Source organism: Mesorhizobium sp. BR1-1-4 (assembly GCF_020165375.1).
In the GTDB taxonomy this organism is placed as follows: Bacteria; Pseudomonadota; Alphaproteobacteria; order Rhizobiales; family Rhizobiaceae; genus Mesorhizobium; species Mesorhizobium australicum.
This window is the reverse complement of sequence record NZ_JAIUIB010000012.1, coordinates 171,917-189,428: the sequence shown is the minus strand read 5'-3', so window position 1 is coordinate 189,428 and position 17,512 is coordinate 171,917. Positions and strand designations below refer to the sequence as shown.

Sequence of the window (17,512 nt, the reverse complement as noted above, 5' to 3'; positions counted from 1 at the left end):
TCCAGCTTGCGGGCCGGCGCCTGACGTTCATCAGGCGCCGGATGGTCTCTATTCGGCGCGAAGCGCGTCCATGGTGCCGACGAAATAGGGTTCCTTGATCGCATAGGCGCCCATGCCGTATTTCTCCAGGATAGCTTTGTACGTGCCGTTCTTGAACAGTTCGGCAAGTGCCGCCACCATCATGTCGGCGGTCTGCTTGTCGTCCTTGGCGATCGCCATGCCGAGCGGCGCGACCTCGTAAAGCGTCGGCAGGACCACCAACTGGCCCTTGCTCGTCACCTCGAAATAGCTCGATGCGGTGGCATCGTCCATACGCGCGTCGACGCGGTCCGAAAGCACGGCCTGGACGATATCGGTGGAGGAGTTGAACACCGATTTCTCGATAGCCTTTTGGCCCTTGTCGGTGCATTCCTTACCGAGCTTGTCGACCAGGAAATCCGAGGCGCTGCCGGCCGAGACGCCGATGCGCTTGCCACAGAGCGGCATGTCGCCGCTGAAGCTCGCCTTCTTGTCGGGCGATGTCGAGACGGCGAGCCCTGCCTTCAGGAACATGATGAAATCGACCTGCTTCAGGCGCTCCGGCGTGGCCGAGAAGGTCTCCCAGGCGATCTTGAAGCGGCCCGCCGCAAGACCCGGGATCATCGACGGGAACGGCGTGCGCTGGATATCGAGCTTGGCGTCGACGAGCTTGGCCACCTCGCCGGCGAGTTCGACGATGATGCCGGTCTGCTTGCCGTCGGCGTCGAGATATTCGAACGGCGCGAAGTCCAGAGTGTTGGCGACGGCGAGCGTTCCGCTCTCTTTCACCTCAGCCGATTTCGGCACGTCGGCGGCTTTGGAAACCCCGCCCCCGACGGTGGTGGAGAGCGCCAATGCAAGGCTGGTCATTCGCAGATATCTGTTCATTGCTGTTCCCCTTTTCTTGTCCTTGTTTGCAGTCTTTCCGGCAGAGCCCGGGCCAGTGGCCGGCACGGGCTCGGTGTCCCTTAGGAAGCGGCTGCTTCGGCCGCCTTCTTCTTTCGATAATGATAATTCTTGTCGATGCGCTCCATCAGGTAATCGCCATAGAGCACTGGCTCGTATTTCGGCTGTGTGCCGGCCGGCACACAGACCGAAAGTGCGGCGATCGTCTCGTCCATTGAGGGATCGAAGAAGAAGGGCTGCGAATAGCGCTCGCGTCCGGAGCGGTTGATGACGCGGTGCGGCGTCGAGACGAACTGGTCATTCGACCAACGCGCCAGGATGTCGCCGACATTCATGACGAAGGAATCCGGAACCGGCGGCGCGGGAACCCAGTCGCCCGCCTTGTTCTTAACCTCGAGGCCGCCGACATTGTCCTGGGCGAGCAGCGTGATGAAGCCGTAGTCGGTGTGCGGCGCCGAACCGAAAAGCCCCTCTTCCTGGGGCTGCGTCGGATAGTGCAGCAGCCGCAGGAAAGTCGTCGGCTGCTCGAAATAGCGGTCGAGACTGTCGGAGGGCAGCCCGAGCGAAAGCGCGATGGCGCGCACCATCTTGCGGGCGAGCGTGCCCATCTCCTGGACATAGCGCTCGATGGTCTCCCTGAAGCCGGCAAGGGCGGCCTCGTCAGGCCACTGGTTGGGGCCTTGCAGCGGCTTGCCTGCCAAGGCCCGGGGGTCGTCGGCGCCGACCTCGTGCATGAAGAAGATCGATTCGCTCTGGTTCGGCTTGCTGACGGCCGCCACGGACGAGGTCACGATGGTCGAGCCGGCAAAGGGCAAGTAGCCGCGGAAATTCTTGTCGATCTTCAGCTTCGCCTTCTCCTCCTCGGGCAAGGCGAAGAAACGCTTGGAGGCCTCGCGGACCGCTTCGACATCGGTGCGCGGAATGGGGTGGCCGGTGACATAGAGGAAGCCGATCGTCTCGAGATAGCGGCGCAGTGTCGCTGCCGTTTCCCTGATCGCGCCTTCGTCGTCGCCATAGAGCGGCGAAACGTCGAGGATCGGAATTTCGGAAAAATCGCCGCGCTCTTGTGCATCCATTTCGAACACCCTGTCTTGAACATAAGATACAGTACTGTATTTCTACACATCCGAACGGCCTCATCAATAGGCTTTCGATCGCAAAAGGAAGGACGCGGCATCATGGCACCACGCAAGATCATCATCGATACCGATCCGGGCCAGGACGACGCCTTCGCCATCCTCTTCGCACTGGGGTCGCCTGATGAACTCGACGTGGTCGGCATCACCACGGTCGGCGGCAACGTGCCGCTTGCCCTGACCTCGAAGAATGCGCTGAAAGTCGTCGAACTCGCCGGGCGGCCCGATGTGCCCGTTTATGCCGGCTGCCCGGCGCCGATGGTGCGCAAGCTGATCACCGCCGAATATGTCCATGGGGAAACCGGCCTCGACGGCGCCGACCTTGCCGAACCGGTGACGCCGCTGCGGGGCGAACACGCGGTGAACTACATGGTGCGCACCATCATGGACGCGCCGGAAGGCGAATTGACCGTTTGCACGCTCGGGCCAATGACGAATCTGGCCATGGCCATGACCATGGAGCCGAGGATCGTGCCCCGTCTGCGCGAAGTGGTGCTGATGGGCGGCGGCTTCTTCCAGGGTGGCAACGCGACGCCGGCGGCTGAGTTCAACATCTTCGTCGACCCGCATGCCGCGCACAAGGTGTTCGACAGCGGCGCGCCGGTGACCATGGCGGGCATCGATTGCACCTACACGGCGCTGATGACGCCTGAGTGGCTCGACCGCCTGCGCGCAAGCGGCAGCCGCGCGGCGATCGAGGCCGCGAACCTGGCCGACTTCTACCGCCAGTATGGCACCCACAAATTCGAGACGCCGGCACGCCCCATCCACGACGCCTGCGTCACCGGTTATCTCCTGGCACCGCAAATCTATGAACAGCGCCAGTGCGCGGTGACGGTCGACATTGTCTCGCCTGAGACAATCGGCATGACCGTCGTCGACTGGTGGCACGTCACCGGCCGGCGCAAGAACTGCAACGTCCTGCGGCGCATCGATCCCGCGCCGTTCTTCGAACTCATGCTGGAGCGGATCAGCGCATTGCCCTGAGTTGCGCCTTCCGCGATAGATGGACACTTGATGAGTCGCGAAGCGCATCGGAGCCGGCGAACGGTTTTGTGGGCGTTGCGTGTGCGATGAAGGTCTTGATCGGATGAAATCGGACAGCGCCCCGGCCAAAGGCAAGAGACCAGCCAAAGCCGCGGGACCTGGGAAGACGGCGCGGCAGACGCTGAGTCGCGAGGCCTGGATCGCAGCGGCGCGCAAGGTGCTGGAGAAGCACGGCATTGGCGAGGTCAAGATCGACCGCCTCGCCAAGCAATTCAAGGTGACGCGCGGCAGCTTCTATTTCCATTTCACCAGCCTGGCCGATCTTCGCGACGGCCTGCTGCAAGAATGGCGAGATATCAATTGCGAGCCCTTCTGGGCTATGCGCGAGATGCAGGATATAGACGGCCTGCAGTTCTTCACCGACATCGTGCATGTTTGGGTCGACGAGGCGCCGTTTAGTCCCCTGCTCGACCTCGCCGTGCGCGACTGGTCACGAACGTCGAAAAAGCTGGCGCAGGAGGTCAAGGATATCGATGACCTGCGCATCGAACTCCTGACCCGCTCCTTCCGCGCCATGGGTTATCCCGAGGACGAAAGCCTGGTCAGGGCCCGCATCACCTATTTCCACCAGATCGGGCAATATGCGCTGTCCTTCAAGGAGGACCCGGCGGTGCGCCGCAGCTACCAGCCACTGTTCGGCGAGGTGCTGCTGGGGCCGCTGGTGCAGGAGCCGGGTTCGGCGCCACGGCCGGCGGAAATACGGCGCGGGCGGCGTTAGCGGACGAGGCATCCCGTCAACCCGTTAGGGGTATCGCGATGCCGGCATGGTGACTTCCCAACTGCCAGAAGGGTAGCTGGAACCGCTCGCGCTGCGCTTCGACGATATGAAAGCCCGCCGTCCGGATCAGGTGCAATGGATCGCGATTGAGGTGGCAGCCGCCGGCGAGCCGGCCCCATATCAGGTTCAGACGCTCTTGCCACCGGCGGCAACGCGGCCCTTCGGCCTGGCCGTGCTCGATGAAGATCAGCCGGCCCTTGGGCTTGAGGATGCGCCGGATTTCGGTCAACGCCGCCTCGGGGTCCGGAATGGTGCAGAAGGCATAGGTGACGACCACCGTGTCGGCGAAGCTGTCGGCCATGGGCAGCCTTTCACCGCTGGCCCTGATGCAGTCGACATCGAATGGCAGGGAACGGCTCTTCGGTTCGGCAAGGCCCAGCATCGTGCCGTCGGGATCGACGCCGACCAGCCGCTTCACCCTGGCGGCGTCGTAATGGGGAAGGTTCAGGCCGGAGCCGAAGCCGACTTCGACGACGACGCCCCCTGCCTGCGGGATCAGACGCCTTCGCATGTCCGTGAAAGCGTTGGCCGAACAGCCGGCGTGGACGAGGTAGGGAGCAATGCAGCGCGCGTACCAGGAGAGACAGGATTGGCACATGTCTCAGCCTCCTTGCCGTGTGTTGGCGGCACCGACAGGGCGGGTGAGAGTATTGACCAGTGACATTTCTCGCTCCAAGGGAGTCTCATGATCGGACCCGATCGGCCCGATGTCGTGGGAATGGATAGAAGGCCGGCGTCCCCTCAACGTCCCTGCATGGCCGTGGTCGGATCGATGGAGCGATTGGAATTCCGATTTCTGGGTTTTCCGGAGTTCCGGTTGAACGGCCGGCGGGTGGAACTCGCCCTGCGCAAGGCGGCAGCCCTCCTCATCTATCTCGCCGAGGCCAGCGGGCCGGTGGCGCGCGAGGTCGCCGCCGCGCTGTTGTGGCCGGAAGCCGACGAGCAGGCCGCACGCGCCCGCCTTCGGCGCACGCTGTACAAAATCCGCATCGCGTTCGGCAACGAGATCATCGCCGCCACAGGCGTCTCGCTAAGCCTGCACCCGGCGTTGTCCGCCGAGATCGACACCAGGATTTTCGAGCAGGCCTGCAATTCCGGCGCTCTCGACAAGGCAGCCGAGATCTACAAAGACGACTATCTCGCCGGCTTCTTGCTGCCGGACTGTCCGCAATTCGAGGAATGGGTCTTCTTTCGGCGAGAGACGTTGCGTGGCCGGCTGGTGCAGGCGCTGGAGCGGCTCATCGACGCCAAGATCGCCGACAGCCAGCCTCGTGGCGCGGTCGTTCACGCGAGACGGCTGGCGGCACTCGACCCCTTGAGCGAAAGCGCGCACCGACATCTGATCCGTGCCCATCTGGCGGCCGGGGACAGGGCGGCGGCCGAGCGGCAGATCGACACGTGCATCCGGCTCTTGCGGGACGAACTCGGTGTAGCGCCGGACCCCGCCACGCTTGCCATGCTGAGCCAACCAACTCAGGACGCCGCCCTGGACGTGCCCAGGACGCGCTATGTCGCAGTGGGCGGCATCCACATCGCGTACCAGATCGTCGGCAGCGGCCCGACGGACATCGTGCTTGTTCCCGGCTTTATTTCGCATGTCGAGCGTATCTGGGAAGACCCGTGTTGCCGCGCCTGGCTGACCGCGGTTTCGCGCCTGGGTCGCCTGATCCTCTTCGACCGGCGCGGCATGGGGCTTTCCGACCGCGTCGGTGCCCGCCCCACGGTCGAGGCGACGGCGCAGGATATTCTGGCGGTCATGAACGCGGCCAACAGCCGCCGGGCCTTGCTGGTCGGCGCATCCGAGGGTGGGCCGGGCTGTATCCGTTTTGCGGTCCAGCATCCCGATCGGCTGACGGGCCTTGTCTTGTGGGGCTCGCTCGCCAAAGGCAGCCGTGCACCTGACTATCCCCACGCCTTGACCGTCGCGCAGTATGATCTGTGGAAGCAACGGCTGCTGGCGGGCTGGGGTGGGCCGGCGGAAATCGACACCTTCGCACCGAGCCTCGCTGGCGACCGCCAGGCGAGAACCTGGTGGGCCGGATTGCTCAGGGCAGCCTCCAGCCCGGGTGCGGTCGCCGGGCTGCTCGACGCGTTGCGGGACACCGATGTCCGTCACCTCCTGGCAAACGTCTCCGCCCCGACGATGATCCTACACCGTTCCGGCGACCGCGCCGTGCGCATCGAGGCGGGGCGGTTCCTAGCGACCAAGATTCCAGGCGCGCGGTTCATCGAGGTCGATGGCGACGACCACTGGTTCTGGGTCGGCGACCAGCAGGCGCTGCTCGACGGTATCGGCGCGCTTGTGCGACACGGCTGATCCGGACTCACGCCGTCTTCTGCGCCACCAGCCCGAGTTCCTCGGCCATCGCCTGACGCATCAGGAATTTCTGCGGTTTGCCGGTCACCGTCATCGGCAATTCCGTGCGGAAGCGAATATGGCGCGGCACCTTGTAGTGGGCGATCTGGCCCGCGCAGAACGCCTTGATCTCCTGCTCGGTGGCGACCTGGCCGGGTTTGAGCACGATCCAGGCGCACAGCTCCTCGCCATATTTGGCGTCCGGGATGCCGAAGACCTGCACTTCCCGCACCTTGGGATGGCGGTAGAGGAATTCCTCGACCTCTCTGGGATAGACGTTCTCACCGCCGCGAATGACCATGTCCTTGACGCGGCCGACAATGTTGCAATAGCCCTCCGCGTCGATGGTGGCGAGGTCGCCGGTGTGCATCCAGCCATCGCTATCGATCGCCTCGCGAGTCTTTTCGTCGTCGTCCCAATAGCCCTTCATCACCGAATAGCCGCGCGTACAAAGCTCGCCCGGCGCGCCGACCGCAACGGTGGCGCCGTCGACGGCGATCGCCTTGACCTCGACATGCGGGTGGATGCGCCCGACAGTCGAGACACGCTTTTCCAACGGATCGTCGGTGCTGCTCTGGAACGAGACCGGACTGGTCTCGGTCATGCCGTAGGCGATGGTCACTTCAGCCATGTGCATGAGCGAGACCACCTTCTTCATCACCTCGATCGGGCAGGGCGAACCGGCCATGATGCCGGTGCGCAGGCTGGAGAGATCGAAGGTCGGGAAATCCGGATGATCGAGCATGCCGACGAACATGGTCGGCACGCCGTAGAGGCCGGTGCAGCGCTCCCGCGCGATCGCCTTCAGCGTCAGGCCCGGATCGAACCCCTCGCACGGGAAAACCATGGTCGCGCCCTTCGACACACAACCCATGGTGCCCATCGACATGCCGAAGCAGTGATAGAGCGGCACCGGGATGCAGAGCCGATCGTCGACGGTGAGCTTGATAGCCGAGGTGACGAAATTGCCGTTGTTGACGATGTTGAGATGGGTGAGCGTCGCGCCCTTGGGTGCGCCCGTCGTGCCTGAGGTGAACTGGATGTTGATCGCATCGCCAGGCTTCAGCCCTTCCGAGATGCGGTCGAGGCTATCATGCTCGTCGCGACCGGCCATGGCCAGCACGTCGCCGAAATTGAACATGCCTGGCGAGTTCTCCTCGCCCATACGGATGACGATCCTGAGCGCCGGCAATTTCGCAGCCTTCAGCTTGCCGGGTGTCGCCGTCGCGATCTCCGGCGCGAGAGTCTCGATCATGCCGAGATAGTCCGATGTCTTGAAGCTCGCCGCCGTCACCAGTGCCTTGCAGCCAACCTTGTTCAGGGCATATTCCAGCTCGGTCAGCCGGTAGGCCGGATTGATGTTGACTAGGATCAGGCCGATGCGGGCGGTGGCGAATTGCGTCACCAGCCATTCCCAGCGGTTGGGCGACCAGATGCCGACCCGGTCGCCCTTCCGGAGGCCGAGCGCCAGAAAGCCGGCGGCCAGTGCATCCACCGTGTCCGACAGTTCGCTCCACGTGAAGCGCTTGTCCTGGCCGACGAACACGGCGGCATCGAGCGTGCCGTATTTGCCGACGGTGTCGGAGAACAGCGCGGGAATGGTCTTGTCGAGCAGCGGCACTTTGCGGTCGCCCGAGACATGCGCCCTGCCATCGACCGGTGCAATAAAGACGCTGCCGGCGCGCGCGCCGCGTCCGCGCAGATTGGTGGCATTCTTCAGCTCGTCGAGATTGACCGGCATCGCTGTCTCCTCCCAAGACTGGCCGAACCTATCAGCCTGCCGGGACGCTGGAAATCCCGTCGATGGTACTGGAGCCCCTTCCCTGGAGGTCGCTATGCGACCGCTGCCGCCATTTTCGCGACGATGTCGCGCAAAACGGCGTCGTCGGCCGCTGCACGTGTCTTCCTCGACGCGACCAGACAGGCCTGCGACTTCAGCACGACGCCGTCGGCCAGCACCTTGAGATGGTTGGCGCGCAGCGTCGAGCCCGTGCTGGTGATGTCGACGATGACGTCGGCGAGGCCGGCCGCCGGCGCGCCCTCGGTGGCGCCGAGGCTCTCGACGATGCGATAGACCTGAATGCCGTGCTTTTGGGAGAAGAACTGCTGCGTCAGCCGCCAATATTTGGTGGCAATCCGCAGCCTGCGGCCATGGCGCTGGCGGAAATCGGCGGCGACATCGTCGAGATCGGCCATGGTGTCGACATCGAGCCAGATCTCGGGCACCGCGACCACCACATCGGCATGGCCGAAGCCGAGGCGGGCGACGATCTCGGCCCGCGCTTCCCAGTCAGCGAGATTTTCCCGCACCAGGTCCTCGCCGGTGATGCCGAGATCGACCGCGCCTTGGCCTATTTCGCCCGATATTTCGGAAGCCGACAGGAAGAGCACTTCGACATTGTCCAGGCCCTCGACGCGGGCATGATACTTACGCTCGTCGCCGGGCAGGCTGACGGCGAGGCCGGCCTTGGCCAACACCTCCAGCGCCTGCTCCTTGAGCCTACCCTTCGAGGGAACGGCGAGCGTGATCATGATGCCGCCCCCCGCAGCGCCTCGATGCGGTCGAGCCACACCGAAAAGCCGACGCCGGGGATCGCGGTCTTGGCACCGAGCAGCGTCAGCAACCGGTCGTAGCGCCCGCCACCGGCCAAGGCGCGCTCGCCGTCGGCGGCCGCGATTTCGAAGACGACACCGGTGTAGTAGTCGAGCGGACGGCCGAAAGCGGCGTCGTAGCGGATTTTTTCGGAGGGCAAGCCATGCGCCTCGATCGCCTTGGCGCGGGCCGAGAATTTTTCCAGCGCCGCACCCAGCGAAAGTCCGGCGCCGGCCGCGAAGGTTTCCAATGCCTGGGCCGCGCCATCGAGCGGCACGTCGATCGCCAGAAAATCTTTCAGCGCCGCGAAAGCCTCGTTCGACAGCCGCACGCTGCGCAACTCGGCTTTCTCGATCAGCCGTCGCGCGATATCCGACGGCGCGCGCCCGGCCGATGCCGACAAGCCGGCTTCCTCCATGCCGCCGGCAATATGCTGGGAAAGACGGTCCAGATCGCCATCGAGGACAAGCGCCGCGACCGGCCCGGAGAGCTGGCTGTTGCGCGGCGGGTTGGCGAGATCGGCGAGTGCTGTCTCCAGCATAGGCGCCGAGCCGAAGGCGCGGGCCAGCCGCATGCGCCAGCCGCGCGGCAAGCCGAGCGCCGCCAGCACCGCCTCGAAAATCGCCTGGTCGCCAAGCGTGACCGCCAGCGGCTGGCCGGGCAGCACCAGCGACAGCAGCGCATGCGCGTCGGCGACCGAGCGGGCATCGGCTTCGGCCGTGTCGCGGTCGCCGAGATCCTCGATGCCGGCCTGGAAGAACTCATTGCCGCCCTCGCGGCGCTGGCGAAACACTTCGCCCAGATAGGAATAGCGGCGTGGCGTGCCGGCCTGGCTGGCTATGTGGTCGAGGCAGACGGGAATGGTGAATTCGGGCCGCAGACAGAGCGTCTGCCCGGTTTCGCTTTCGGTCAGGAAAATGCGGCGGCGCAGATCCTCGCCGGCCATGTCGAGGAAGGGATCGGCCGGCTGCAGCACCGCGACTTCGACGGCATGTGTGTTGCGCGCGGCGAAGAGGGTGGTGATGTCGGTGGCGATCGCGGGGCGGGAGGTCATAGACAGGTTGGGCGCGAGGCACCCCCCTCCGGCCTGCCGGCCATCTCCCCCGCAAGGGGGGAGATCGGCAACTTCGGGCTCGGCGCGTTTTTCCCAACATCGGAGATTGGCGAAAACCTACGCGACATCCCATCTCCCCCTTTTCGGGGGAGATGGCCGGCAGGCCAGAGGGGGGTGCTCAAGCGCCACCCTTGGCGCGATCAGCGGCCTGCGCCGCCAAAATCTTCTTCACCTCGGCGACCAGTTCGCTTTCCGCCACGGTCACCTGGGCCGGCCGCGCCGCACGCCATTCGGCGTTGTCGGTGATCTCCGCCGACATACGCGCGCCTTCGATCAGGTCCTTGATCTGCAATTCGCCCTTGGCCCGCTCGTCGCCGCCCTGGATGACGGCAATGGGGCAACCGCGCCGGTCGGCATATTTGAGCTGCGCCTTCATGCCGGCGCCGCCGAGATACATTTCGGAGCGAATGCCGGCGGCGCGCAATTCCGAGACCATCTTCTGATAGCGGCCGAGGCTTTCAGTGTCCTTGTCCATGACCAGCACGACGACCGGCGCGATCACTTCCGATACGTCCAGCTTGCCGAGGTTCTTCAGCGCCGTCATCAGTCGCGAGACGCCGATGGAAAAGCCGGTCGCCGGCACCGGCTCGCCGCGAAAGCGCGAGACCAGACCGTCATAGCGGCCGCCGCCGCCGACCGAGCCGAAGCGCACGATCTGGCCGTCTTCATTGGGGATTTCGGCCAGGAGTTCGGCCTCGAAGACGGGGCCGGTGTAGTATTCGAGGCCGCGCACGACGGAACGATCCATGGCGATACGGTCCTCGGCATATCCGGCAGCCCGGACCAACGATTCGATGGTCGCAAGTTCGCCAACGCCCTCCTGGTAGACCGCGTTCCCGCTGACGCTGGCATCCAAACCCGCCTGCACATTTCGCGCTGTCGCCATAAGAACAGCCTCGGCTTGCGTTTCATTCAGCCCGGCGCCCTTGGCGAAGTCACCCTCGCCTTCCTTGCCGCCGTCCCAGCGCCCCGGGCCAAGCAGAAGCCGGACACCGTCCGGACCGAGCTTGTCGAGCTTGTCGATGGCGCGCAGCACCGTCAGCCGGCGGCCGGCATTTTCCTCGCCGCCAAGGCCGATCGCTTCCAGCACACCGTCCAGCACCTTGCGGTTGTTGACGCGGATGACGTAGTCGCCGCGCTTGATACCGAGCGCTTCCATGACGTCGGCCATCATCATCGCCATCTCGGCGTCCGCCGCGACGCCCGGCGTGCCGATCGTGTCGGCGTCGAACTGCATAAACTGGCGGAAGCGGCCGGGCCCGGGCTTTTCGTTGCGGAACACCCAGCCGGAACGGTAGCTGCGGTAGGGTTTTGGCAGGCGTTCGAAATTCTCGGCGACGAAGCGCGCGGTCGGCGCGGTCAGGTCGTAGCGCAGCGACAGCCACTGGTCGTCGTCGTCCTGGAAAGAGAACACGCCCTCGTTCGGCCGGTCCTGGTCGGGCAGGAATTTGCCCAACGCATCGGTATATTCGATCAGCGGCTGGTCGGCCGGTTCGAAGCCATAGAGCTCATAAACCGAGCGGATCGTCGCCATCATCTTCTCGACGGCGCGGATATCCTCGGCGCCGCGGTCGGCAAACCCGCGCGGCAGCCGCGCTTTCGTCTTTTCCGATTTGTCGGCCATAATCTGGGCACCCGATGTTCATGACTTCGTGACGCGGCAAATCTAGCGCGTTCACAGCGCGCGTTTCCTAACCGATGAAGCCGGGAGCGGCAAGGGTTGGCGCCCCGGAGCGCACCCGACAAGATCAGGAAGAATCGAAACCCCCTGAAACAAAAACACACCAGAAATGAAACAATGCCGCCACGGGCGCGGCATCGTGCCGACACAATCGCGGCCGATATAGCGCACCGAAACGAAGGGGTTCGGGACATGACCAGCGCAACGGAATTTGAGGCCAACAGCGAGGCCGGCGAAGTGCCGACGCGCCTGCGCCCGGCGGGCACCCATGCACCGCAAATGGTTGGTCAGGCTGCCGGGCCGTTCGATGTGCCGGCAGGCACCAGCAAGGATCCTTCCCTGCGCGACGCGTTGGTGACCGGTCTGCTGGTGATCTATCCGACGGTCGCCACGGTGGCCGCAATCGTCGCCGGGCTGTTCCTGGCCAGCGCCAACGGCACCTGAGCTGCCCGCGGCTATTTCGGCCGCTGGAAAGCCTTCCGCTGCTTCTCGACCTCCTTACGGCACACGCAGCCTTCGAGATGGTCGTTGACCAGGCCCATGGCCTGCATGAAGGCGTACACGGTGGTCGGGCCGACGAAAGTCCAGCCGCGCTTTTTCAGGTCCTTCGAAATCCGAACGGAAACCGCGCTGGTCGGGTTGGCGCGCAGATGGGCGAGGTCGACGATCTCCGGCCGCTCCTCCTTGCCGGGTTCGAACTTCCAGAACCAGGCGGCCAGCGAGCCGAACTCATCCACCATCGCGCGGGCGCGTTTGGCGTTGTTGATGGTCGAGACTATCTTGCCGCGATGGCGGATGATGCCGGCGTTGCCGAGCAGGCGCTCGACATCCCGTTCGTTGAAGGCGGCGACCTTATCGAAGTCGAAGCCAGCGAAGGCCTCGCGAAAATTCTCCCGCTTGCGCAAAATGGTCAGCCAGGACAGGCCCGACTGAAACCCTTCCAAGCAGATCTTCTCGAACAGCCTGCGGTCATCGGCCACCGGCCGGCCCCATTCATGGTCATGGTAATCCAGATAATCGGGCAGATTGCCGTGCCAGAAGCAGCGCACGACACCGTCAGGACCGGCAAGCAGGCCGGTGTTTTCATTGCTCATCCCAAGAAATCCATCCGTTAACGCGCTTGCGCGCTGTCTTTACCGTGGCTTTACCAGATTCCTGAACCGGGCGGTAACCACACCAAAGAGTTTACTGACAGAACCGCATTTTACGCATTCCGATTCATCTTTCGGTTGCTGCTCGCCGCCAATGATCGCGCAAGCCGGGAGCGTTCTTGCCCGGCGTATTAGACGATCAAGGTGCGTTCCCGATGAAAAGAGTTCTGTTTCCCTTGCTCGGCGCCGTGGCTGTGTTTGCCGCCGGCGTCACACCCTCAACCGCCAACGACCGCTATGCCGACAGGCCGCCGGTGATGGTGAGCCCCGACCTTTCCGCGCCCTGGGTGCTGCAGCTCGGCCATGCGCCCGGAATCGTGCGGCAGAACCGACAGGCCGTGCAGCAGCAGCCGCGCCAGCGCACCGCGCAGCCGGCACAGCCCGACAGCGTACAGACGGCCGCCGTGCAGGCGCCTGCAAAACGCATGGTCATGCGCCGGCAGATCAACCCCGTCTACCTGCCGCAGGAAGTCGCCTATGACGGCGCCCAGAAGCCGGGCACCATCGTCATCGATACCACGCAGAATTTCCTCTATCTGGTCGAGAAGAACGGCAAGGCGCGGCGCTACGGCGTCGGCACCGGCAAACCCGGCTTCGAATGGTCGGGCACCCACAAGATCACCAACAAGCGCGTCTGGCCGGACTGGCGTCCACCGGCCGAGATGATCAAGCGCGAAGCGGCCAAGGGCCGATACCTGCCGACCTATCTGGCCGGCGGCATGGAAAACCCGCTCGGCGCGCGCGCTCTCTATCTCGGCACGACCGAGTACCGCATCCATGGCACCAACCAGCCCTGGACGATCGGCGGCGCGGTATCATCGGGCTGCATCCGGATGCGCAACGAGGACGTGGTCGACCTTTATGAGCGGGTCAATGTCGGAACCACCGTCGAGGTGATATAGTGGCAGCGAATCAGCCGGTTAAGCAGTGCTGAGCAGGTTTTGGCGCGCTGTTGCCCTTAAGCCATAGCGCGCTTTTGGAAGACGTGCTTAGACTGGCAACGAGTTAACGGGGGACGGGCCGTGTGGGGATACGGCCAGTCACGAGAGGGCAGCACGGGTAACCGGGCTGCCCTTTTCGTTTCACGGTGCGACAGGTCGCCCCGGAGGCACGGTGTTTCGTTTTCAGGGCTGATTTCCGGGCCATGCTCTGCTATTGCAGTGCACAATTTCCCCACCAAAGGTTCGAACCATGTCCCTGTCCGACGACAGCCGCTATCTCAGGGGTGGCCCGGTTGCCCAGCGCATCATCGCCGCCGTGCGCGAGGACGCGACCATTGCCAAGGCCGAGGGCTTTCCGCCCAAGCTGATCTCGATCACCGTCGGCGATACCGAGGCCGTCGACGTCTATGTGCGCAACCAGCGTGCCAAGGCTCAACTCGCCGGCATCGATTTCGAGGAACGGCGCTTTCCCGCGACGATCACCTCAGGTGAACTCGAAGCAGCCATCCATGGGCTGAATGCCGATCCGCGTGTCACCGGCATCATCATCCAGCGGCCGGTGCCGGCGCATATCCCGATCAAGATGCTGCAGGCGGCCGTGCATCCGCTGAAGGACGTCGAGGGCATGCATCCGGCCTCGATCGGCAACATCGTGTACAACCAGCTCGATCTCGCACCTTGCACGGCGGCCGCCTCGGTCGAACTGCTCAAGGAAACCGACCTCGACCTCAAGGGGCTGGAAGTGGTCATCGTCGGCCATTCGGAAATCGTCGGCAAGCCGATCGCCTTCTTGCTGATGAGCGAAGGCGCGACGGTGACGGTCTGCCATCATATGACACGGTCGGTCGCTGCCCATGCGCGGCGCGCCGATGCGCTGTTCGTCGCTGTTGGCAAGCCGCGGCTGATCAAGGCCGACATGGTCAAGCCGGGTGCCGCCGTCATCGACATCGGCATCAATTCGGAGGTCGGACCGGACGGCACGAGCCGCATCGTCGGCGACGTCGACACCGACAGCGTCAAGGAAGTGGCCTCGTGGATCACGCCGGTGCCGGGAGGCGTCGGTCCGCTGACGGTGGCGATCCTGCTGCGCAATACCATGGTCGCGCTCAGCCGCCAGCGCGCGCTCTACGAGGCGACCTACGGCACGGCCGACAGGCTTGCGGCGGAATAGCGCCCGGCCTACTCCGCCGCGACGAGGCTCTCATCCAGGATGCCATCCGGCCTCGGCCCGCCATAGGCCCAGTCGAGCAGTTTGATCGTGTGCACCACCGGCATGCTGGCGGCGGATGCGATCTGCGTGATGCAACCGATATTGCCGGTGGCGACGATCGAGGCGCCCGTCGCCTCGATGTTTTTCACCTTACGATCGCGCAGCCTGGCCGAAATCTCGGGCTGCAGGATGTTGTAGGTGCCGGCCGAGCCGCAGCAGAGATGGCCCTCGCGCGGCTCGCGCACAATGAAACCGGCCTTGGCGAGCAGCTCCGTCGGCTGCCGGGTGATCTTCTGGCCGTGCTGCATCGAGCAGGCCGAGTGATACGCAACGACCGTGCCCGGCTTGCGCACCGGTTCAGGGAGCTCGAGACTTGCCAGATATTCGGTGATGTCCTTGGCCAGCGCCGACACGCGCGCGGCCTTGTCGGCATAGGCCGGATCGAGCCGCAGCATGAAACCGTAATCCTTGATCGTCGTGCCGCAACCCGATGCGGTGATGACAATGGCGTCGAGCCCGCCCTGCTCGATGGAGCGTGTCCAGGCATCGACATTTTGCCTGGCCGAGGCAAGGGCGGCTTCTTCCCGCCCCATGTGATGAACCAGGGCGCCGCAGCAGCCCTCGCCCGGTGGCACCACGACCTCGACACCGAGCCGCGTCAGCAGCGAGATGGTGGTGTCGTTGATGGCGGGGTCAAGCACCGATTGCGCGCAGCCGGTCAGGATGGCGACACGGCCCTTTTTCGCCCCCTGCCCGGCATGGATACCCGGTAAAGCCATCGGCGAGGCCGCCGGGATCGATGCAGGCGCGAGCTTGAGCATCGCGGCGAGCGGCTTCAGTGCAGGAATCTTCTCGAACAGGCCAATGAAAGGCTTGCCCAGCCTCGCAAGCTTGAGCGCGGTGCGGAAGCGTTGGGGATAGGGCAGCACGAAAGCCAGCATGGCACGAGTCAGTCGGTCGAGCAGCGGCCGCTTGTAGGTTTCCTCGATATGAGCACGAGCATGGTCGACCAGATGCATGTAATTGACGCCCGACGGACAGGTGGTCATGCAGGCCAGGCAGGAGAGGCAGCGGTCGATATGGGTGACGATTTCCTTGTCGGCGGGACGGCCGTTTTCCAGCATGTCCTTGATCAGGTAGATGCGCCCGCGCGGCGAATCGAGCTCGTTGCCAAGCGTTACATAAGTCGGGCAGGTGGCGGTGCAGAAACCGCAATGCACGCATTTGCGCAGGATCTTTTCGGACTCGGCGACATCAGGGTCGGCAAGCTGGGCGGGCGAAAAATTGGTCTGCATCTCTGATGTCCTAGGCCATGCGGCCGGGATTGAGGATGTTCTTCGGGTCGAATTCCTGTTTCAGGCGCTGGCTGAGCGCCGCCAATGCCGGCGCCTGCGGCTCGAACACTGGCAGCGCGACACGATGGGCGGGGGCAGCGCGCACCAGCGTCGCGTGGCCGCCGCCATGTTTCCGCAACAGCCCACGAAGCAGGGTGGCTTCGGGATCGCCCTCCTCCATGCGCAGCCACACCAGCCCGCCCTGCCAGTCGTAGAAGGCACTGACGGCGGCCTGCATGCGTAGGGTCAGAACCATCTGGTGCCCCTGTGCGGGCGTCATCGAGACCCGCCAGACAGGCTTTTCGCTGCCGTCAACGAAGGGCCTGATATCGCGCACGTCGCGCCAGATTGCCTTGGAGGTCTCACCGGAAATCTCCTCCAGCGGCCCGGCCTTGCCGAGCAGGGTGTTCAGCGCGGTGATGCGATAGGCAACCGACGGGCCAAAGCCCTCGACGCGCAGCAGCGTGGCGGCTTCACTGCCGAGCGTCCCGCCGGCCACGCGGGCAGCGATGCGCTCCGGCAGATGGGCAGCGCTCGATACTTCCGCGCTGGAACCAAGGGCCAAGGCCATGGCGGCGCAGGCTGCATCATCGAGCAGGCCACGCACAGCGAGCGTGACTTCGGTCTCGGCCGCAGGCAGCACCTTGAAGGTGACGTCGGTAAAGACGGCCAGCGTGCCCCAGCTGTTGGCCATCAGCTTCGACATATCGTAGCCGGTGACGTTCTTGACCACGCGGCCGCCCGACTTGAAAGCTTCCCCCCGGCCGGAGACGACGTTGATGCCCAGGATATGATCGCGCGCGGCACCCGCCTTCAGCCGGCGCGGACCGGACAGGTTGGCGCCAAGCACGCCGCCGATGGTGCCTTTGCCCGGCTCGCCGCCGTGCAGCGGGCCGTAGTCCATCGGCTCGAAGGCGAGTTGCTGGCCGTTTTCAGCCAGCAGCCTGTCGATCTCGGCCAGCGGCGTGCCTGACTTGGCCGACAGCACCAGTTCTGCGGGTTCATAGAGGGTCACGCCTGAGAGTTTCGACAGGTCGAGCGTATGCTCGGTCTGCAACGGACGGCCGATGCCGCGCTTGGAGCCATGGCCGAGAATTTCGAGCGATGCTTCTTCTGCCGTCGCCCAGGCAACCGTGGAGAGGACTTCGGCTGAAGTGGTGGGGGTGAAGGCGGTCATGCACGCGTGCCCTTCCTCTGCCCCGCAAAGCGGGCGAGAAGTGATAGGTCGCGTTTCTTCACACCCCCCT

16 protein-coding genes are annotated in these 17,512 nt (G+C 64.5%); 6 read left to right on the top strand and 10 right to left on the bottom strand.

Translation table 11 applies throughout. The features are described from left to right. Nucleotides 1-48: 48 nt before the first annotated feature. Complete coding sequence (locus LB571_RS24685; RefSeq protein WP_140660879.1) at nucleotides 49-906, bottom strand: ABC transporter substrate-binding protein; 858 nt, start codon at nucleotides 904-906, stop codon at nucleotides 49-51. Nucleotides 907-986: 80 nt separating this feature from the next. Beyond that, entirely contained in the window at nucleotides 987-2,000 is a 1,014-nt protein-coding gene (locus LB571_RS24680; protein WP_015316516.1) for an isopenicillin N synthase family dioxygenase, read from the bottom strand. 102 nt (nucleotides 2,001-2,102) lie between these two features. Between LB571_RS24680 and LB571_RS24675 the strand changes: the two genes are divergently transcribed. Continuing rightward, nucleotides 2,103-3,047: a nucleoside hydrolase gene (locus tag LB571_RS24675; protein ID WP_015316515.1), complete on the top strand. Its 945-nt coding sequence runs from the start codon at nucleotides 2,103-2,105 to the stop codon at nucleotides 3,045-3,047. 103 nt (nucleotides 3,048-3,150) lie between these two features. Next, nucleotides 3,151-3,825 (top strand): TetR/AcrR family transcriptional regulator, encoded by a 675-nt coding sequence (locus tag LB571_RS24670; RefSeq protein ID WP_224598737.1) that lies wholly within the window; start codon nucleotides 3,151-3,153, stop codon nucleotides 3,823-3,825. A gap of 16 nt (nucleotides 3,826-3,841) precedes the next feature. Here LB571_RS24670 and LB571_RS24665 read toward each other — a convergent pair whose 3' ends face one another. Continuing rightward, entirely contained in the window at nucleotides 3,842-4,483 is a 642-nt protein-coding gene (locus LB571_RS24665; RefSeq protein WP_224598734.1) for a class I SAM-dependent methyltransferase, read from the bottom strand. Between the two features lie 174 nt (nucleotides 4,484-4,657). Here LB571_RS24665 and LB571_RS24660 point away from each other — a divergent pair, with 174 nt between their 5' ends. After that, entirely contained in the window at nucleotides 4,658-6,202 is a 1,545-nt protein-coding gene (locus LB571_RS24660; RefSeq protein WP_224598732.1) for an alpha/beta hydrolase, read from the top strand. Nucleotides 6,203-6,209: 7 nt separating this feature from the next. Here LB571_RS24660 and LB571_RS24655 read toward each other — a convergent pair whose 3' ends face one another. From LB571_RS24655 to hisS, 4 genes are all read right to left on the bottom strand, one after another. Next, nucleotides 6,210-7,982, bottom strand: coding sequence for an AMP-binding protein (locus LB571_RS24655; RefSeq protein ID WP_140876658.1), 1,773 nt, complete (start codon nucleotides 7,980-7,982; stop codon nucleotides 6,210-6,212). A gap of 92 nt (nucleotides 7,983-8,074) precedes the next feature. After that, nucleotides 8,075-8,773: an ATP phosphoribosyltransferase gene (hisG, locus tag LB571_RS24650; protein ID WP_015316510.1), complete on the bottom strand. Its 699-nt coding sequence runs from the start codon at nucleotides 8,771-8,773 to the stop codon at nucleotides 8,075-8,077. Beyond that, the gene (locus LB571_RS24645) at nucleotides 8,770-9,888 is read right to left on the bottom strand and encodes an ATP phosphoribosyltransferase regulatory subunit (protein ID WP_224598729.1); all 1,119 of its coding nucleotides are present in this window, start codon (nucleotides 9,886-9,888) and stop codon (nucleotides 8,770-8,772) included. The genes hisG and LB571_RS24645 overlap by 4 nt, the downstream gene beginning before the upstream one ends. 178 nt (nucleotides 9,889-10,066) lie before the next feature. After that, complete coding sequence (gene hisS, locus LB571_RS24640; RefSeq protein ID WP_140660873.1) at nucleotides 10,067-11,572, bottom strand: histidine--tRNA ligase; 1,506 nt, start codon at nucleotides 11,570-11,572, stop codon at nucleotides 10,067-10,069. Between the two features lie 249 nt (nucleotides 11,573-11,821). Here hisS and LB571_RS24635 point away from each other — a divergent pair, with 249 nt between their 5' ends. Next, a complete protein-coding gene (locus LB571_RS24635; RefSeq protein WP_015316507.1) occupies nucleotides 11,822-12,073 on the top strand; it encodes a hypothetical protein in 252 nt (83 codons plus the stop codon). Nucleotides 12,074-12,084: 11 nt separating this feature from the next. Here LB571_RS24635 and LB571_RS24630 read toward each other — a convergent pair whose 3' ends face one another. Next, nucleotides 12,085-12,723 (bottom strand): DNA-3-methyladenine glycosylase I, encoded by a 639-nt coding sequence (locus LB571_RS24630; protein ID WP_140725614.1) that lies wholly within the window; start codon nucleotides 12,721-12,723, stop codon nucleotides 12,085-12,087. A gap of 212 nt (nucleotides 12,724-12,935) precedes the next feature. On the opposite strand from LB571_RS24630, the gene LB571_RS24625 reads away from it, so the two are divergent. Next, on the top strand, nucleotides 12,936-13,682 hold the full coding sequence (locus tag LB571_RS24625) for a L,D-transpeptidase (protein ID WP_140660870.1): 747 nt from the start codon (nucleotides 12,936-12,938) through the stop codon (nucleotides 13,680-13,682). Between the two features lie 289 nt (nucleotides 13,683-13,971). Continuing rightward, nucleotides 13,972-14,892 carry a bifunctional 5,10-methylenetetrahydrofolate dehydrogenase/5,10-methenyltetrahydrofolate cyclohydrolase gene (locus LB571_RS24620; RefSeq protein ID WP_224598727.1) on the top strand — a complete coding sequence of 307 codons (921 nt, stop codon included), beginning with the start codon at nucleotides 13,972-13,974 and terminating at the stop codon, nucleotides 14,890-14,892. An 8-nt stretch (nucleotides 14,893-14,900) separates the two neighbouring features. Here the strand turns inward: LB571_RS24620 and glcF are convergent, their stop codons facing one another. Together glcF and LB571_RS24610 are read right to left on the bottom strand one after the other, a co-directional pair. Beyond that, entirely contained in the window at nucleotides 14,901-16,226 is a 1,326-nt protein-coding gene (gene glcF, locus LB571_RS24615) for a glycolate oxidase subunit GlcF (RefSeq protein WP_140821115.1), read from the bottom strand. Nucleotides 16,227-16,236: 10 nt separating this feature from the next. After that, nucleotides 16,237-17,442: an FAD-binding protein gene (locus LB571_RS24610; protein WP_224598723.1), complete on the bottom strand. Its 1,206-nt coding sequence runs from the start codon at nucleotides 17,440-17,442 to the stop codon at nucleotides 16,237-16,239. Nucleotides 17,443-17,512 lie beyond the last annotated feature (70 nt).

What these genes read in the sequence shown, in the direction of transcription:
- LB571_RS24685 (WP_140660879.1), bottom strand. Translation starts at nt 906, where the DNA reads ATGAACAGATATCTGCGAATGACCAGCCTTGCATTGGCGCTCTCCACC.
- LB571_RS24680 (WP_015316516.1), bottom strand. Translation starts at nt 2,000, where the DNA reads ATGGATGCACAAGAGCGCGGCGATTTTTCCGAAATTCCGATCCTCGAC.
- LB571_RS24675 (WP_015316515.1), top strand. Translation starts at nt 2,103, where the DNA reads ATGGCACCACGCAAGATCATCATCGATACCGATCCGGGCCAGGACGAC.
- LB571_RS24670 (WP_224598737.1), top strand. Translation starts at nt 3,151, where the DNA reads ATGAAATCGGACAGCGCCCCGGCCAAAGGCAAGAGACCAGCCAAAGCC.
- LB571_RS24665 (WP_224598734.1), bottom strand. Translation starts at nt 4,483, where the DNA reads ATGTGCCAATCCTGTCTCTCCTGGTACGCGCGCTGCATTGCTCCCTAC.
- LB571_RS24660 (WP_224598732.1), top strand. Translation starts at nt 4,658, where the DNA reads ATGGAGCGATTGGAATTCCGATTTCTGGGTTTTCCGGAGTTCCGGTTG.
- LB571_RS24655 (WP_140876658.1), bottom strand. Translation starts at nt 7,982, where the DNA reads ATGCCGGTCAATCTCGACGAGCTGAAGAATGCCACCAATCTGCGCGGA.
- hisG (WP_015316510.1), bottom strand. Translation starts at nt 8,773, where the DNA reads ATGATCACGCTCGCCGTTCCCTCGAAGGGTAGGCTCAAGGAGCAGGCG.
- LB571_RS24645 (WP_224598729.1), bottom strand. Translation starts at nt 9,888, where the DNA reads ATGACCTCCCGCCCCGCGATCGCCACCGACATCACCACCCTCTTCGCC.
- hisS (WP_140660873.1), bottom strand. Translation starts at nt 11,572, where the DNA reads ATGGCCGACAAATCGGAAAAGACGAAAGCGCGGCTGCCGCGCGGGTTT.
- LB571_RS24635 (WP_015316507.1), top strand. Translation starts at nt 11,822, where the DNA reads ATGACCAGCGCAACGGAATTTGAGGCCAACAGCGAGGCCGGCGAAGTG.
- LB571_RS24630 (WP_140725614.1), bottom strand. Translation starts at nt 12,723, where the DNA reads ATGAGCAATGAAAACACCGGCCTGCTTGCCGGTCCTGACGGTGTCGTG.
- LB571_RS24625 (WP_140660870.1), top strand. Translation starts at nt 12,936, where the DNA reads ATGAAAAGAGTTCTGTTTCCCTTGCTCGGCGCCGTGGCTGTGTTTGCC.
- LB571_RS24620 (WP_224598727.1), top strand. Translation starts at nt 13,972, where the DNA reads ATGTCCCTGTCCGACGACAGCCGCTATCTCAGGGGTGGCCCGGTTGCC.
- glcF (WP_140821115.1), bottom strand. Translation starts at nt 16,226, where the DNA reads ATGCAGACCAATTTTTCGCCCGCCCAGCTTGCCGACCCTGATGTCGCC.
- LB571_RS24610 (WP_224598723.1), bottom strand. Translation starts at nt 17,442, where the DNA reads ATGACCGCCTTCACCCCCACCACTTCAGCCGAAGTCCTCTCCACGGTT.